Origin of the sequence: Pelotomaculum propionicicum, assembly GCF_048984525.1 — a bacterium.
GTDB lineage: Bacteria > Bacillota > Desulfotomaculia > Desulfotomaculales > Pelotomaculaceae > Syntrophopropionicum > Syntrophopropionicum propionicicum_A.
On the sequence record NZ_JBMGJC010000002.1, the window covers coordinates 95316 to 111573 of the forward strand.

The 16258-nt window shown below is 46.6% G+C and carries 15 protein-coding genes, 1 pseudogene and 1 CRISPR repeat array; of the genes and pseudogenes, 15 read left to right on the forward strand and 1 reads right to left on the reverse strand.

The window, feature by feature from the left end:
* Positions 1-157: 157 nt before the first annotated feature.
* From ACOBQJ_RS02895 to ACOBQJ_RS02960, 14 genes are all read left to right on the forward strand, one after another.
* The gene (locus ACOBQJ_RS02895) at positions 158-1354 is read left to right on the forward strand and encodes a M24 family metallopeptidase (protein WP_421070224.1); all 1197 of its coding nucleotides are present in this window, start codon (positions 158-160) and stop codon (positions 1352-1354) included.
* Between the two features lie 561 nt (positions 1355-1915).
* A complete protein-coding gene (locus ACOBQJ_RS02900; RefSeq protein ID WP_421070225.1) occupies positions 1916-2065 on the forward strand; it encodes an aspartyl-phosphate phosphatase Spo0E family protein in 150 nt (49 codons plus the stop codon).
* A gap of 119 nt (positions 2066-2184) precedes the next feature.
* Positions 2185-2349, forward strand: coding sequence for a GNAT family N-acetyltransferase (locus tag ACOBQJ_RS02905; RefSeq protein WP_421070409.1), 165 nt, complete (start codon positions 2185-2187; stop codon positions 2347-2349).
* Positions 2350-2427: 78 nt separating this feature from the next.
* Positions 2428-2580 (forward strand): hypothetical protein, encoded by a 153-nt coding sequence (locus ACOBQJ_RS02910; RefSeq protein WP_421070226.1) that lies wholly within the window; start codon positions 2428-2430, stop codon positions 2578-2580.
* Positions 2581-2850: 270 nt separating this feature from the next.
* Positions 2851-5274 (forward strand): type III-A CRISPR-associated protein Cas10/Csm1, encoded by a 2424-nt coding sequence (gene cas10 / locus ACOBQJ_RS02915; protein ID WP_421070227.1) that lies wholly within the window; start codon positions 2851-2853, stop codon positions 5272-5274.
* Entirely contained in the window at positions 5271-5813 is a 543-nt protein-coding gene (csm2, locus tag ACOBQJ_RS02920) for a type III-A CRISPR-associated protein Csm2 (protein ID WP_421070228.1), read from the forward strand. Before cas10 ends, csm2 begins: the two co-directional genes overlap by 4 nt.
* Positions 5814-5828: 15 nt before the next feature.
* Positions 5829-6524: a type III-A CRISPR-associated RAMP protein Csm3 gene (gene csm3, locus ACOBQJ_RS02925; protein ID WP_421070229.1), complete on the forward strand. Its 696-nt coding sequence runs from the start codon at positions 5829-5831 to the stop codon at positions 6522-6524.
* The gene (gene csm4, locus ACOBQJ_RS02930; RefSeq protein ID WP_421070230.1) at positions 6499-7440 is read left to right on the forward strand and encodes a type III-A CRISPR-associated RAMP protein Csm4; all 942 of its coding nucleotides are present in this window, start codon (positions 6499-6501) and stop codon (positions 7438-7440) included. Before csm3 ends, csm4 begins: the two co-directional genes overlap by 26 nt.
* Positions 7437-8573, forward strand: a complete 1137-nt coding sequence (gene csm5 / locus ACOBQJ_RS02935; RefSeq protein WP_421070231.1) for a type III-A CRISPR-associated RAMP protein Csm5 — start codon at positions 7437-7439, stop codon at positions 8571-8573. Before csm4 ends, csm5 begins: the two co-directional genes overlap by 4 nt.
* A 25-nt stretch (positions 8574-8598) precedes the next feature.
* A complete protein-coding gene (cas6, locus tag ACOBQJ_RS02940; protein ID WP_421070232.1) occupies positions 8599-9345 on the forward strand; it encodes a CRISPR system precrRNA processing endoribonuclease RAMP protein Cas6 in 747 nt (248 codons plus the stop codon).
* 187 nt (positions 9346-9532) lie between these two features.
* Positions 9533-11814: direct repeats of the CRISPR family, unit length 36 nt; unit sequence ATTCAAAACAAAAGACCCCTTTAAGGGGACGGAAAC.
* A gap of 13 nt (positions 11815-11827) precedes the next feature.
* Positions 11828-12856: a CRISPR-associated endonuclease Cas1 gene (cas1, locus tag ACOBQJ_RS02945; RefSeq protein WP_421070233.1), complete on the forward strand. Its 1029-nt coding sequence runs from the start codon at positions 11828-11830 to the stop codon at positions 12854-12856.
* Positions 12853-13188: a CRISPR-associated endonuclease Cas2 gene (cas2, locus tag ACOBQJ_RS02950; RefSeq protein ID WP_421070234.1), complete on the forward strand. Its 336-nt coding sequence runs from the start codon at positions 12853-12855 to the stop codon at positions 13186-13188. The genes cas1 and cas2 overlap by 4 nt, the downstream gene beginning before the upstream one ends.
* Before the next feature lie 34 nt (positions 13189-13222).
* Positions 13223-14608 carry a type III-A CRISPR-associated CARF protein Csm6 gene (gene csm6 / locus ACOBQJ_RS02955; protein ID WP_421070235.1) on the forward strand — a complete coding sequence of 462 codons (1386 nt, stop codon included), beginning with the start codon at positions 13223-13225 and terminating at the stop codon, positions 14606-14608.
* Positions 14609-14693: 85 nt separating this feature from the next.
* The gene (locus ACOBQJ_RS02960; RefSeq protein WP_421070236.1) at positions 14694-15110 is read left to right on the forward strand and encodes a TRAM domain-containing protein; all 417 of its coding nucleotides are present in this window, start codon (positions 14694-14696) and stop codon (positions 15108-15110) included.
* Positions 15111-15238: 128 nt separating this feature from the next.
* Here the strand turns inward: ACOBQJ_RS02960 and ACOBQJ_RS02965 are convergent.
* Positions 15239-15379, reverse strand: a pseudogene (locus tag ACOBQJ_RS02965) (hypothetical protein); the annotation flags it as partial.
* A gap of 138 nt (positions 15380-15517) precedes the next feature.
* On the opposite strand from ACOBQJ_RS02965, the gene ACOBQJ_RS02970 reads away from it, so the two are divergent.
* The gene (locus ACOBQJ_RS02970) at positions 15518-15895 is read left to right on the forward strand and encodes a hypothetical protein (protein ID WP_421070410.1); all 378 of its coding nucleotides are present in this window, start codon (positions 15518-15520) and stop codon (positions 15893-15895) included.
* The last annotated feature ends 363 nt before the right edge of the window (positions 15896-16258 follow it).

Consider the following 16258-nt stretch of genomic DNA (forward strand, 5'->3'; position numbering starts at 1 on the left):
ACTAAGGCGGCTCAGGCCAAAGGTATGAAGGCTGGGTTTTATCCCGGAAAAAAGGAATTATCAAACAGGAGGTTGAAAATTTTAGAAAAAGCCTTAAAATTGATAATATCGCGTTGCAAACTGGTTTTTCGCTTTTTTGCAGAATGGGAGGTATTAAATGATCAACAGTATAATTAGTTACACACCGGAAACAGAGCTGTACGGCAGGATAGGAAAATTTCAAGAGCGCCTTCGTACGGAAGACATCGATGGAGCCCTGATCGTCCAAAACGCTGATCTGTTCTATTTCAGCGGCACCTGCCAGGACGCCCACCTTTTTATTCCCGCCCAGGGTGAACCGCTCTTGATGGTTAAGAAAAGCTATAATCGAGCGCTGAAAGAGAGCGCCTTAAAAGATATTGCTTCAGTTGGGAACATGGAAGATATCCGTAAGGGCATAAACGGAGTTCTAAAAGGAAAACGCAGGTTGGGTCTGGAAATGGACGTCCTGCCGGCGACCCTGTTTTTAAGATATAAGGCTCTGCTTGACCCGGTGGAAACCGTCGATGTATCCGAAGCTATACGTAAAACAAGGATGATCAAGTCTCCATATGAAATCGAACGCTTGAGGGAATCAGCCTTTTTAAGCACTGAGATGTTTCGCGAGGTGCCGAATATTTTAAGGGAAGGCATGACGGAGGTAGGTCTGGCCAGCCGGATAGAATATTTTCTAAGAAAAAAGGGGCACCAGGGCGCCCTGCGCGTGAGAGCATTCAACCAGGAAGCCTTCATGGGTCACCTGGCGTCCGGGTGGAGTTCGGCTTACCCCAGCTTTTTTAACGGGCCTACCGGCGGGACCGGCCTCAACCCCTCATTCCCGCAGAGCGCGGGCTTTAAGAAAATCGTCCGGAACGAGCCGGTGCTGGTTGACTACGCTACTGTTGTTAACGGATACATGGTGGACCATACCAGGATCTTTTCCATCGGGCCGGTGTCCGAGAAGCTGGTCAAGGCGCACAATACGTCATTGGGAATAAAACGCCGAATAATAAAAGAAACAAGACCGGGCACGCAGGGGACGGACCTCTTTAATCTTGCCTGTGATATTGCAGAGAGATCAGGTTTTGCCGACCAGTTCATGGGATACGGCGCCGGCGTCAAATTTATCGGGCACGGGATCGGGCTGGAGCTGGATGAGCTGCCTGTTATAGCGAAAAATTATAAAATAATCCTGCAGCCCGGGATGGTGTTCGCTCTGGAGCCGAAGTTTGTCTTTCCCGGCGAGGGGGCGGTCGGTATTGAAGACACTTTTGTTTTGAATGAAGACGGATTGGAGCAGCTGACCGGTGTCGATGATGAAATAAAAGTAATATAGTAGAACAGCAAAGTAACAGGAAATAAGTCGATATATAAAAAGCTCCGGAATCCCGGAGCTTTTTGCATCTTCCTGGTGGGGATGACTGGTTTCGAACCAGTGGCCTCTTGAATGTGAGTTAACTCGACAATTTAGTCTAGATCGCTGGATACCTTGAAAACAAAGGCCGGACGGGATCATTATATATTTTTCAGACAAATCCAGGTAATCCAACCAGTCTAGTTGGAAGCCTTGATATTGCTGGTATTCTATATTTTAGAAAATAGTCCTGGTTAGCAAATTGGTTAGCAAGTTGTTAGTAAATAAATTTAAAAACATATGTAATATATAAGAAGTAAGCCCAAAATTTATATTCGAAGAGTTGGATCACAGTTTCCGTGTCTAGTCGGACAAAATGAAGGACATAGTTTATTGGGTATTTTACATAACCTATTACTTTTTTTTACGGTACTAAAACGCACCGTTTTTTAGAAAATTATTTCAAAAAAATCTTCCTAAATATGCAGGATATTACAAGATTCGCCACGAAATTATACATATAATTTTTAGGGAGTAGGTATCATGTCCCGTACTGAACTACTTATAGAGATAGAGCGTCTGCGGTCAGTAATGTATACGATAGCTCCATATAGCCGGAATATTGGAGAGTTGTTGGAAGTAAGCCAGCAGTTGGATGGATTAATAGTGGAGTATCAGAAGGTCGCTGGGTAAGGCGGCTTTTTTACTCTTGATTAGCTGCGGCAGCACTCGCTCAAGTACACAATAAAACTGGCTGGCTGGGGCATGAACTCAAAATTGTGGCTCATATCATGTACTGCAAATCCGAAATAATGTGTGATAATGGACGTATTATTCCGATTATGACATTTGGCCCGGTCAGTGTGTTGCCAGAATATCGGGGCAAGGGATATGGTAGTAAGCTGATTCGTTTTGCAATGGAAAAAGCGCTGGAGCTTGTTTGTGGAGCGATTACGGGAAATCCAGATTGCTATTAGAGATTTGGATTTGTCAGTGGTTATTCTATGCATGTTTATTACGCTGCTGTTCCATGAGATGAAGAGGCTCCGTTCTTTATGGTAAAGGAATTGCAATCAGGTTATCTTACTGGGATAACAGGTACTTTTCAAGACCCGGATGGTTATTTGGTGGATGATGCAGAAGTAGAGAAATTTGACGCAGCCTTCCCGTCAAAAGAAAAAAAGAAGCTGCCATGGCAGTTAGCATGATAACAGTATAATTCCTTTCACGGGTGATCTTGGCGATCGCCCTTTTTCTATGCCCAGAGCATCAGCCATCTTTAATTTTATGGACTGACAATATGTTGCAGGCCTAATACGCTATGCTTAATAAGGAATATTTGCTGCCGGCCGGTGAGTTATAAATAAACTGTTTGAGTAAGGGGTATTATAAAGGTATTTTGGCGAAAAAGGGAGAAGTATACAACTAAGCTATCATTATCCAAAAATAAGATTGTAAAATTTAAATGGGGTGGTAATTTGCATGATCTGGTAAGGGGTGTAACAAATGCGGGCCTTTTACATGACATAGGCAAGGTTTTACACCGTGGCTCAAATGTTGACGGGCGTGCCCACAGCGTCTCCGGCTGTGCATGGGTTAATAAATTTACGGATGACCAGCTTATCCTGGACTGTATCAGATACCACCATCACCAGGATCTCATCTCGGCGGAATTAGAAAAAGACAGCGCCGCTTATATCGTTTACCTGGCTGACAATATCGCTTCCGGCTCCGACCGCCGGGAAACAGAAGGCGAAGCGGCCGGGGGTTTTGACAGAAGCAGGCCGCAGAATTCGATTTACAACCTACTGAACAACGCAGCAGGAAAAACTGTCCACAAAGTAGCGCCGATACATGAAAAAATTAATTACCCGCAGGAAAGGGGGGACTATAAACCAGCCCCAGATTACAACCGGATCATTTCAGGCATCAGCGCAGGCTTAGCCGGCATTAATTTTCAGGATGAATATGTGAATTCTTTGCTGGAGCTTACCGAAGCTTACTTATCCTACATCCCGTCCTCTACATATTTGAGCGAGGTCGCCGATATATCACTTTTTGACCACTCTAAGATAACAGCGGCCCTGGCGGCCTGTATCGCTTTATATCTGGAAAGTCAGCAGAGAGCTGATTATTATCTGGAGCTGTTTAAAAACAGGCGGGATTTTTACCGGGAAAAAGCCTTCTGCCTGCTCTCTATAGATATTTCGGGGATTCAGCAATTTATTTATACAATTTCTTCTAAAGGAGCTTTAAAAGGTCTGCGGGCGCGCTCCTTTTATCTGGAGCTGCTGCTGGAAAACCTGGCAGACGAAATTCTCTGTGCCTGTTCTCTTTACCGCACCAACCTTTTATATACGGGCGGCGGGCATGCTTATATTTTACTGCCCCATACCGCAGAGGCCAGAAAAAAGTCAGGTGAAGCTATCAGGAATATTAACAGTAAGCTGATTGAATATTTCGGCGCCCGCCTGTTTGTAGCTTATGGCCTACAGGAATGCTCGGCAGAGGAGTTGATGAGCAAAACTGATGATCCCGAAAGCTACGTCAATATTTTCCGCAGCTTGTCCGCTCAAGTATCGGAAAACAAGTTGAGGCGTTATTCGGCTGAGGAGCTGCGGCTGTTAAACAGTACCTCTACCGACAAGTCAGGGCGCGAATGCGGCGTTTGCGGGGTGTCAGGCCTGCTGGAGGAAAGAAACGACGTAGGCGCCCTTTGTCAAACCTGCGCTGCTTTTACTGACATCTCCGGGATGCTGATCAAACCAGATACAGTTTTTGTAGTCGCCAACCAGGAATTAAACGGTACATTCTTGCCGCTGTTTTCGAGCCGGGGCGAGGAGTATTATTTTTACGCCTTTAAGGCAGAAAAAGTCAGGGAGCTCCTGCAAAAAACCCCGGAAAAAGTGGTGCGCATATACAGTAAGAATACCTACCGTACCGGCTTTTATCTGGCCACCAGACTATGGCTGGGGGATTATGCGGCCACCGGCCAGACCGGGGAATTGAAAACTTTTCCCGAGTTGGCCGCAAGCTCTAGAGGCATCGAAAGGATCGGGGTGCTGCGGGCAGATGTAGATAACATGGGTGCCGCCTTTGTCAGCGGTTTTATCAGGGAACACGCGGCTGAAAACAAATACAGGTATCTAACCCTGTCACGTACTGCCACCCTGTCGCGCAGCCTGTCCATTTTTTTTAAATACTATCTAAATGACTTGTTGGCCAACGGCGAATTTGACCTGCTGGCGCCGGCCAAAGCACGTAATATTGTGGTCGTATATTCAGGCGGCGATGACTTGTTTCTGGTGGGCGCCTGGAACGAGGTGCTGGCGGCAGCTATTGATATACGCAGGGCTTTTGCCCGTTATGCCGGCGGCACACTGACCCTGTCGGCAGGCTTTGCCGTTTTTGTGCCGGGTTACCCCATTGCCAGGATGGCGGCTGAAACAGCCCAGTTGGAGGAATACGCCAAACAGCACCGCTGCAACGGCCGGGAGAAAAACGCCATCTCGCTGTTCGGGCTGGAAATCGGCGATGGACAGCTGCAAGCACAGCACACCTATGACTGGGATACCTTTGAGGAGCATGTGCTGGGCGAAAAGTACGCGGTTATTGACAGTATTTTTTCCGGCAGTGACGACTACGGCAGCAGCTACCTGTACAACATCGTCGACTTGCTGCGGCAGGCGCAGAGTGATGCGATAAATATAGCGCGCCTGGCTTATTTGCTGGGAAGGCGGGAGCCAGGGCAGAAAGCCAGCGCTGAGTTTAAAAAAAGTTACCGTAATTTTTCTCAAAGTATTTATCAATGGGCCTTAAACGATGAGGACAGGCGGCAATTGATTACAGCAATCATGCTGTATACATATTATAACCGCAATGAAAAGGAGGAGCAGGCATGAGTGGTGATATGAGAGAGGCCCTTAGAAAAGCAGGGCTTGCGGGTGAGCCGTTACAACCCGCTAAAACCCAAACGAGAGGGACCGATAATACTGGCAGAGCAGGCTCTAGAGGCGCGCCGCCCGCTCAGCCGTCCCGGTCGCAAACCGCCGCGGCGCAATTCACACTGGGGGAAAACTATACCGCCCAGGCAGACCAGGTTATCCAGGAACTGAAGCGATCATTAAGGGATTACCAGAGATTTACCACCAGCAAAATTAGGAACATATTGGCTATGGTCAGCGAAATCTACAACGATGTGATCACCGAACAAGACGACCTCTTGAGCCCGGAGCTGCAGAGCCGGATCGAATACCTGAAAGTGCGGCTGGTCTACGAGTGCGGGCGGGAACCGTATGTGGTCAAGCCCTTCGTAACTAAGGCGGGGTTGCTGGATCTATTAAATAACATTGGCGGCAGCCGGGAGAACTTTAAAAAATTTTCCCGCTATATGGAAGCGCTGGTAGCCTACCACCGCTACTATGGAGGTCAGGATAAGTAAGGGGGGAAGGGTATAATGTACGGAAAAATTTTTATCAAATGCAAAATGAAAGTTTTAACCGGTATGCATATTGGCGGGTCGTCGGCATTTTCCGCTATCGGCGCGGTTGACAGCCCGGTAATCAGGGATTCTTTCACCGGTGAACCGATGCTGCCCGGTTCCAGCCTCAAGGGTAAAATGCGCACGCTGCTGGCAAAGAGCATCAAATACCACTACATAACCCAGGAATGCGCCAATGACCCTGAGGAAATTACGCGCCTCTTCGGCTCCGCCGGCAACAGTAAAAAAGGGATCAATCCCAAGGCCGCGCGCCTGCAATTCGCCGACGCTTTTCTGGTCAACGCCGCAGACCTGAAAAAGCGCGGCGGTATGACTGAAGTGAAGTTTGAAAACACGATCAGCCGTCTTACAGCTGTTGCCAACCCGCGGCAGATAGAAAGGGTGGTAAGGGGTTCCGAATTCGCCATTAATATGGTTTATGATATGGAGGATCAAGCAGTACTCAAAATTGATTTTACCAATATCGCCAAAGCCCTGAAGCTGCTGTCTATGGATTACCTGGGCGGGCACGGGTCACGCGGTTACGGTAAAGTGGCTTTTGCGGATTTTACGGTAGAAGTGAGAGAGGGAGAATGCCCCGTGGATGTAAACACCCTTCTAAATATGTTAAAGGAAGTGGAGGAGTATGGAGCATTTTCTTTACAGGCTTAGCTTTACCACCGCCCTGCATATGGGGAAGGATGCGGGAGCCGGCTCATTAGATGACTGCCGGATGAACATCCATGCCGATACCATCTTTTCCGCCCTGTGCTGTGAAGCAGCCCGCGCCGGCGAGGTTAACGGGCTGGCTGACTTGTTTGCCGGCGGGGCGCTGACCATATCCGACGCGCTGCCTTATGCCGGAGATGAGCTTTTCCTGCCCAGGCCTATTTTGTTTATTAATAATACCAGGCGTGAAGGTGACGCCGGTTTAAAAAAAGCGTTAAAGAACGTAGAGTACATCCCCCTGTCCTTATTCGCAGACTACCTGCTGGGTTTGCGCCGGCCGCAAATAGATGTCGAAAAATTTAAATACAAGTTTGGCCGGATGGTTGTCGTTACCAGGGTGGCATTAAAGGGTAATGACCAGCCCCTGCCGTACCATGTGGCCGCGTGGAAATTTGCCAGAGGCTGCGGGCTGTATCTGGTTGTCCGCGCCGAGCATGAGGATGCCCGGCATACTTTCGGGACCTTGCTGGCCCGCCTGGGCCTGTCCGGCATCGGCGGCAAGCAGTCATCGGGCTGGGGGAAATTTGAAGTCCGGCAAAGCGACGTGCCTGCAGGATTAATGGAGTTGATTGAGGACAGCCGGGCGCAATATCAGATGCTGCTTGGCACCGCCCTGCCGGCGGATAACGAATTGGATGATGTTTTGGCTGACGGCTGGTATGCTCTGGTCAGGCGTGGCGGCTTTATCTGTTCCGAAAATTATGCGCCCGGGCAGATGAAAAAACGCACGATGTATATGATGGCGCCTGGTTCCTGTTTGCGGCGAAGGTTCAAGGGGGGCATGTACGACCTGTCCGACGGCGGCACCCATCCCGTATGGCGATTCGGCAACACTCTATTTGCGGGGGTGAACTTGTGAAATACGGTCATCTCGAGAGGCTGAATATTACCCTGCGCGCGCTGGGGCCGGTTTTTATCGGCTCGGGAGAGAGCCTCAATAAAAAAGAATATATCTTTGACGCGCGTAAAGGCCTGATCTATTTTCCCGACCTGCCGCGCCTGGTTACTTTTTTAAAAAGCCGTTCACTGCTGCCGAAGTATGAAGATTACCTCTACCAGCAGCGGCACAATGACTTCCGTGTTTTTTTAAGGGAAAACGGTATCGGCGAGGCTGACTATCCGTCCTTCATCAGTTACAGCATAGAAGCAGGTGAAGCTGCCCGGGCGGCAAACTTCCGTGAAGTGCTGACCTTCATCAAAGATCCCGCAGGGTACCCCTATATACCGGGCTCCAGCGTTAAAGGGGCCGTCCGCACAGCGCTGGCAGCTATGTTAATTAAAGAAGGCCGCTGGGACAGCTCCAGGCGTGAAATTACCGGCGCCGATAGTTCCGTAAACGTGCGGAAATTCCTGGCCAGAGAAGCGGACAGGCTGGAGAAAAGAATTTTTTACCGCCTGGGGATTAGAGATCCCAGGGAAGGCGGCGAGATATACAGTCCGGTCAACGACTTGATGCGCGGCGTCAGCATCAGCGACAGCGCCCCATTGAGTTTTGAGACCCTGACCTTGACGGGCAAATACGACCGCAAACCGGATGGAACCGTCAACAACCTGCCGATATTCAGGGAAGTTATAAAACCGGGCAGCGAAGCCCGTTTGACCGTGACTCTGGATACAGCCATGCTGGCTAATGCCGGGCTAAATGCGAAAAGCATCGAGGCGGCTTTACATAGCTTTGCTGATGAGCATTATGCTAATTTCGAACAGTGCTTTGCGGAAACCCCGGATGATGCAACAGTTTCGGCCCAACAGGGGGTGGATATTATCCTGGGGGGAGGAGCGGGTTATGTGTCCAAAACCCTTGTCTATAACTTGTTTCCCCAACGGGAGCAAGCCTTGGACCTGGCCGCGAAAATAATGGCCAAACAATTTCCCCGGCACGGCCACGGCAAAGACGCCGCCGTATACAAAGTGTCGCCCCATACATTAAAGACGGCCATGTATGCGGGGCAGTATTACCAGATGGGCAGATGCGAACTGATCGTGGAATAAATTTATGATATCAGGTAAGTGAAAAATGATGCAAAAAATTATTGTGCAGTGTAAATATGGCGGCGAGCAAAGGGCCAACTATAATTGGGGCTCACTTTTTCATGGTTTCCTGCTCAAGGCCCTGCCGCCTGATGTGGCGGAAACGCTCCACCATAGCCGGCTTAGGCCCTTTTCCCAGTATGTTTTACCCCAACCCGGCCAGGATTTAAGCTGGGTTATCGGTATGTGGGATACTGAAATAGCCGGTCACATTGGGCAGGCCGTACTGCCTTTGACCCGGATTGAGCTGCAGCAAAAGGGTTTGACTTTGGAAGTGACCGGCACGCAAAGAGTTTTGCAAAGTGAGCAGGAGTATTTCAGCCGTTTTTTTGCGGCCGGAGCTCCGTGCCGGCGCTATGAACTGGAGTTTCTAACCCCGTGCACCCACAGGCAGGACGGCCAATACGCTTTGTTTCCCAACCCGGATTTGATTGTCAACAGCATTAGCAAGCGCTACAGCGATTTTACCCATGATGTGTCTATCGACGACCCCCAGGCTATGGAACAAGTAGCGCGGCATATGCGCATAGTCCGTTATTCCCTGCGAACGGCTGTCTATTTCCTGGAAAATACCAAAATTACCGGCTACATGGGACGGATAACGCTGGTCATCAGCGGGCCGGAACCACTCGCCAGGTTGGCCGGGGCCTTGCTTTCCTTCGCTGAATACTGCGGGATAGGGATAAAAACAGCCCTGGGTATGGGGGCTGTAAAAATCAAGCAAATAGTTTAGTGGTTTTGCGGTTATCACCCGAATTGAGCGCCGCAACCAGAAATCAAGCGTAAAACAGAGAAAGCGTAAGATAATTTGGTGTGATTAATGTGCTGGCGGCAATAATATGGGGACCAATGGAAAATATTATTTCTGCTCCGCAAAATGCATTTTGGGACCAGGCAAAACAAGGCTTTCAGCGGACAGGATTCAAAACAAAAGACCCCTTTAAGGGGACGGAAACGTGTTGTATCAGCATGTTCTGTTATGACTATTATTCAAAACAAAAGACCCCTTTAAGGGGACGGAAACAGTATTCCCGCTGACGTTAACAACCCAATAGCCAATTCAAAACAAAAGACCCCTTTAAGGGGACGGAAACAATTACTACTTTTTTATTAGTAACCTTTAAAGAATTCAAAACAAAAGACCCCTTTAAGGGGACGGAAACGCATTAAACAATATGTATCCATTTTGACAAGTTCGATTCAAAACAAAAGACCCCTTTAAGGGGACGGAAACTTTACGTATAACTCGTAAGTGGCTGTGGGTGCGGATTCAAAACAAAAGACCCCTTTAAGGGGACGGAAACTAGCTTTACTGCTACGTCCGAGTTAGTGAAACGCCTATTCAAAACAAAAGACCCCTTTAAGGGGACGGAAACCAATACGTTCAAGTTACTCATTCAAATCTCTCCTTTATTCAAAACAAAAGACCCCTTTAAGGGGACGGAAACGTTCTCCAGGACTTATTCATCCAGCCCTCAAATTCAAAACAAAAGACCCCTTTAAGGGGACGGAAACGTGCTAGTTATGGCCGATAGGCCATACTGTGACAATTCAAAACAAAAGACCCCTTTAAGGGGACGGAAACTAGACGTCAAATAACTTATAATCAACGTTGATTTCTATTCAAAACAAAAGACCCCTTTAAGGGGACGGAAACTCTTAAATATCTACCAATGCCACGGCAGTAATATTCAAAACAAAAGACCCCTTTAAGGGGACGGAAACCCGTATTTTACCGCAATCATTTCGGCAATGTCCGATTCAAAACAAAAGACCCCTTTAAGGGGACGGAAACTTAATTCCGCTATATCATTATTTTTCTGCATTACATTCAAAACAAAAGACCCCTTTAAGGGGACGGAAACTTTTCCAGTAGTCAACCTTAGAACATTTTACACTATTCAAAACAAAAGACCCCTTTAAGGGGACGGAAACAGAAACACCATTTTTAAAAGATATTACTCGGTTTTATTCAAAACAAAAGACCCCTTTAAGGGGACGGAAACTCAAAGTCTTCCTCTTCCTTACGATTCCATCTATAAATTCAAAACAAAAGACCCCTTTAAGGGGACGGAAACACACAGTGCGCCACGTATACGACAAGTGTCGTATAATTCAAAACAAAAGACCCCTTTAAGGGGACGGAAACGTGCTAGTTATGGCCGATAGGCCATACTGTGACAATTCAAAACAAAAGACCCCTTTAAGGGGACGGAAACTAGACGTCAAATAACTTATAATCAACGTTGATTTCTATTCAAAACAAAAGACCCCTTTAAGGGGACGGAAACTCTTAAATATCTACCAATGCCACGGCAGTAATATTCAAAACAAAAGACCCCTTTAAGGGGACGGAAACCCGTATTTTACCGCAATCATTTCGGCAATGTCCGATTCAAAACAAAAGACCCCTTTAAGGGGACGGAAACTTAATTCCGCTATATCATTATTTTTCTGCATTACATTCAAAACAAAAGACCCCTTTAAGGGGACGGAAACTTTTCCAGTAGTCAACCTTAGAACATTTTACACTATTCAAAACAAAAGACCCCTTTAAGGGGACGGAAACAGAAACACCATTTTTAAAAGATATTACTCGGTTTTATTCAAAACAAAAGACCCCTTTAAGGGGACGGAAACTCAAAGTCTTCCTCTTCCTTACGATTCCATCTATAAATTCAAAACAAAAGACCCCTTTAAGGGGACGGAAACACACAGTGCGCCACGTATACGACAAGTGTCGTATAATTCAAAACAAAAGACCCCTTTAAGGGGACGGAAACCTTTTTTTGTACTTGGTTCATCGCACCACCTGCATTCAAAACAAAAGACCCCTTTAAGGGGACGGAAACTTTTCCAGTTTAGCCATTGAAATTTCCTCCTTTTATTCAAAACAAAAGACCCCTTTAAGGGGACGGAAACGCTTGATCTGTTGGTGGATACCAAAAATCTGTTTATTCAAAACAAAAGACCCCTTTAAGGGGACGGAAACCGTCATCATCACCACGAACCACAAGAAGCCTGCATTCAAAACAAAAGACCCCTTTAAGGGGACGGAAACAGAAACACCATTTTTAAAAGATATTACTCGGTTTTATTCAAAACAAAAGACCCCTTTAAGGGGACGGAAACGTACTCGGCGCATAATCATCGCACGCACTGTTTTATTCAAAACAAAAGACCCCTTTAAGGGGACGGAAACGTACAGATCTTATATGGAGGTGACGATAGCTGTGAGCTTTCTTTATATCTATGAAAGGGCAGCTAAAATCTGGGTAAAAGATAATTGCGTTGTTGTAGAAAGCGAAAAAGAGCATTTAAAGCGCACTTTACCGATTGAGGGGGTAGAAAGCGTAATAATATTCGGTGAAGCATCCCTGAGTTCCAGCTGCGTCAAGCATTTCATGGAGAGAGATATAAATTTGACCTGGCTTTCAAGTAGGGGAAAGTTCTTTGGCCGGCTGGAATCTACGCGAAATGTTAATATTCACCGGCAAAGACGGCAATTTGCCTGTGGAGAGGACGATAAATTTTGTCTTGCATTGGGTAAGAAGATAGTCACAGCTAAAGTAAAAAACCAAATCACCATACTTCGCCGCTACCAAAGGAACCGAATGGAAACGTCAGTTGCAAAAAGCATTGACGATATGGTAAAGTTATTGCCTGGATTGGAACGAGTTGACAACAAAGAGGTGTTAATGGGGATTGAAGGCATCGCAGCCAGAAACTACTATCAGGGTTTATCCGCCTTGGTTGGTCCTGAATTTGCTTTTCACAGCCGTAACCGGCAGCCTCCCCGCGATCCTTTCAATTCCCTTTTAAGCTTTGCATATACATTACTGATGTACGATGTGTACACTGCTGCTGTAAACCGGGGATTAAATCCTTATGCCAGCTTTCTGCACAGCATACGAAAAGGCCATCCAGCTTTGTGTTCAGATTTAATGGAAGAATGGCGGGCTGTATTAGCCGACTCTTTAGCGCTATATGTTACAAGCAAAGGAATTATTAAACAGGACCATTTTGACGCTCCCAATCACGATGGAGGCGTCTACTTAAATACTGAAGCTTCAAAGGCATATATTGCTGAATATGAGAAAAAGGTACGCGGCCGGTCTCATTATCTTACTTATGTTGACTATTCTGTGAGCTTTCGAAGAGCCATTGAAATGCAGTGTCAATGTTTGGCCAAAGCTGTGGAAGAAGGGGACCCGGACGCATACCACCCGGTGGTGATTAGATGACACAATTGATATGCAGTAAACGTATCTTTCTTTACGATGAATTTGTTGCGGAGGAGAGGCGAAAATACTTGGTCGTAGTGATTTATGATATTGTTGACAACCGCCGCAGGACAGCTTTTGCAAAATACTTGAAGGGCTTTGGGATTAGGGTGCAAAAATCGGCCTTTGAATGTATCCTGTCAAGCTCTAAATATGAAAAACTCATTAAGGGAATCCCGCGTCTTATAGGCAAGGAAGATCAAATAAGGGTTTATAAACTTACCAGCAACGCTGATATCAGGGCCTGGGGAACTGTAGATTTGGTGGAAGAGGAAGAGGTTGTGATTATATGACCTGCCCCCGGCGTAATTGAAAAGAGGTGAAACCGTGCCAAAAGTTTTATTCAGCACCCTGGGGATGACTGACCCCATAAAAAACGATCATGACGGGCCTTTTCTGCACATAATGCGGCACTATAAACCGCAAAAGGCATATCTGTTCATGACCAAAAGAGTCTGTGAGCTGGCTGACCAGGATGACCGTTATCGAATACATGCGGCCGCCCTGTGCCGGGAAGAGGGTTTTAATTGTGAAATAATAGAGCTGCGCTATGAAGAAATTGACAATCCGCAGCAATTTGATATCTTCTATCTTATATTTGAAAAAGAGTTGAATAAAATCCATAGAGACAATCCCGGCTGTAATATATTGCTAAACCTTTCCTCCGGGACCCCGCAGATGAAATCCACCTGTCACCTGCTGGCTTTAACAGCCCCCTTCCCGGTTATTCCAATACAGGTAACCACCCCGCACGAACGCGAGAATTACGGCACACCAGATTACGATTTGGAAAAATGCTGGACAAATAACCTGGACAACCATCCTGATTTGGAACCCAAGGACAGGACCCGACAGGTGGAAGCAGAGAACCTCCGCTACCTGTTTTTAAGGGAGGCTGCCATCAGTAATATCGAGGCCTACAACTATACTGCGGCTTTGCATATTTTAGACGCAGTCAGAGATTTTGTGCCCCGGGATGTTATGCAGCTGTTAAGAGCCGCCCAAAAACGCAAAAACATGGAGTTGAGCGCGGCAGAAAAAGACAGCCATATGGCACACTATGACTTATATCCAATAAAGTCCGGCGATGCCAAAGAGCTGTTTGAATATCTACTGTTATTAGATTTGCAGCAGAAAACAGGACTGCTAATGGATTTTGTGCGCGGCATATCACCTGCGTTAAGCAGGTTGTTTGAGTGTTTTTTAGATAGGAAGTGCCGGAGGCAGGTAAAAAGGGACTTTTGTGTGCAAAGCGCCGCCGATCCCGGGCATTGGAGGATGAGGCGCGATAAGTTAGAAAAAAATGACCCGCGAATGCTTGCTTATTATGATAAAAGGTTTAGCCCGGCATTCAAGGATAGTGATTTATCTTGCTCCACGCTGCTGCCAATGATCGAATTCGATTGCGGAGCAGAAGGGCGCAACCCTAACGGGGAGGTATTGGAAAGGGCACTGGCTATGCGTAGCGTTGAGGGAAAATTAAGGAACCGGGCTGCCCATGATATTACTGCCATTAAGGAAGAACAGTTTGTGCAAACAGCTGGTATCTCCAGCTTTAAATTATTAAGCGGGATGAAATGGATGTTCAAATATACCTTTGCTCATTATTTTGCCCATAGTTCAGATGCGTGGGACAGCTATAACAAAATGAACGATCATATTATCAGCAGGCTAAAGGACACGGATACGCTGGCAGCCGCCAAAATGAAATAATTTATCCGAAAGACAAATATTATTTATTTTAAAACTATGCAGGCAGGTGGAAGCGCAAATGAAAAACCACCAGGTTCTGTAAAGGTTGGATAAGGTAAAACTTCTGATAAACGGGCCTGCCCACGCCGGCGAGGGCGTAGGGCGGCACAACGGGATGGCCGTATTCGTCCCCGGCACAGCGCCGGGTGATACGGTCCTGGTTGAGATCGCGCATATAAAACGGAACTACTCCCGCAGCAGCCTGCTGGAAGTCATAGAGCAGTCTCCAAGCCGGTGTCGGCCCGAATGTACCAGCTACGGCGCCTGCGGCGGCTGCCAGCTGCAGTACGTTGACTACGCGGAGCAGCTGAGGCTGAAAACAACGTTGGCCAGGGACAACCTGGCCGCCTGGCCGGTCTGGACGATGTTAAGATCTGCGAAACAATTGGCATGGATTACCCATGGCACTACCGAAACAAGTCCGGCTTTGCGTCAATGCATCGTATTAGCAATCCAAAACTGACAGGCCTCCTGGAATACTTAGAAGAAAGATACGGCTTATCCGGGTGGTAAACCTAAAATAGTAGTGGTGATTTAATAGAGAGGAGATGGACCAGGTGTACTTATCACTTCAACAGAAAAGACAGATATTTAAATCATTCCCCGAGCTAACAGAATATGTTGATAAATCTGGCCGGTAAAGGAGTTCTGCGGGTCTGTTTTAAACTCTCTAATCCAACGATGGAGAGTATCATAACTGACCCCAAGGTCAACAGCGACACTATTTATTGACCGACCATTTTGACGGCGCCAAGTTTGAAATCCTTATCATGCCTTTTACCTTTTGTTGTCATTACGGACACCTCCTACTGAGTTAAATTTTACCTCAGTTCTGCGTGTCCATCAAACCGGGTACAAGGCACAACTGCCATTACATGGCGGATAGTCACTGAATTAATGAGAAGACATTATAATAAAAATCTATCAATATGGGAACTACACCCTGGTGGAGGACAATACGATTGTATTAGCTTATTCATTAAAGAAGGCGATTTTCCATGGAATAACTTATGCCATTTCAACCAGCAGTCCCAGCACCTACACACTTCCGGATATTATTTAAGGCCAACGCTCAGCCTTGAGAACCTGCGATGGCCTGACCAAAATAATTATGTTGATGCATTTTTAAGCGCTGATGATACCAAACAAGTAATTGACCAGGTGGAACAGGTACTTGGCCTGCAATCTTTTAAAGAAAAACTACTACACCTGAAATATTATCGTATCGCCTTATCTCGTCTTTATTAGAAAGGTATATGCTAGCAAGGGTATGTATTGATGTTAGAAGTGGTTGGTATGACAGCAGCGGCATGGAAGGTTGCTATGTGCGTAAAGAATTAAATGCAGTTGAAAGCATTAAAAATAAAATAGAATCAGTTGCTGAAGAATTAAGGGCCTGAAAAAGCATTAAGGTTTTGGTTGTTAATAACTGTGTCTAAAGGCAAAAGATTTCTTAAAGGTATTGTAGATTTACACGGTAAGGCTTATTTCCCAGCGCAAAATGATAAAGGGCACAGAAACTATCACCATTTCGCGTGCGAATATGAGTCTCTCAAGGAGCAAAACGCAGAGCTTTTACAGCAGAATGGCTGAAAAATGGCGGAACCAAAA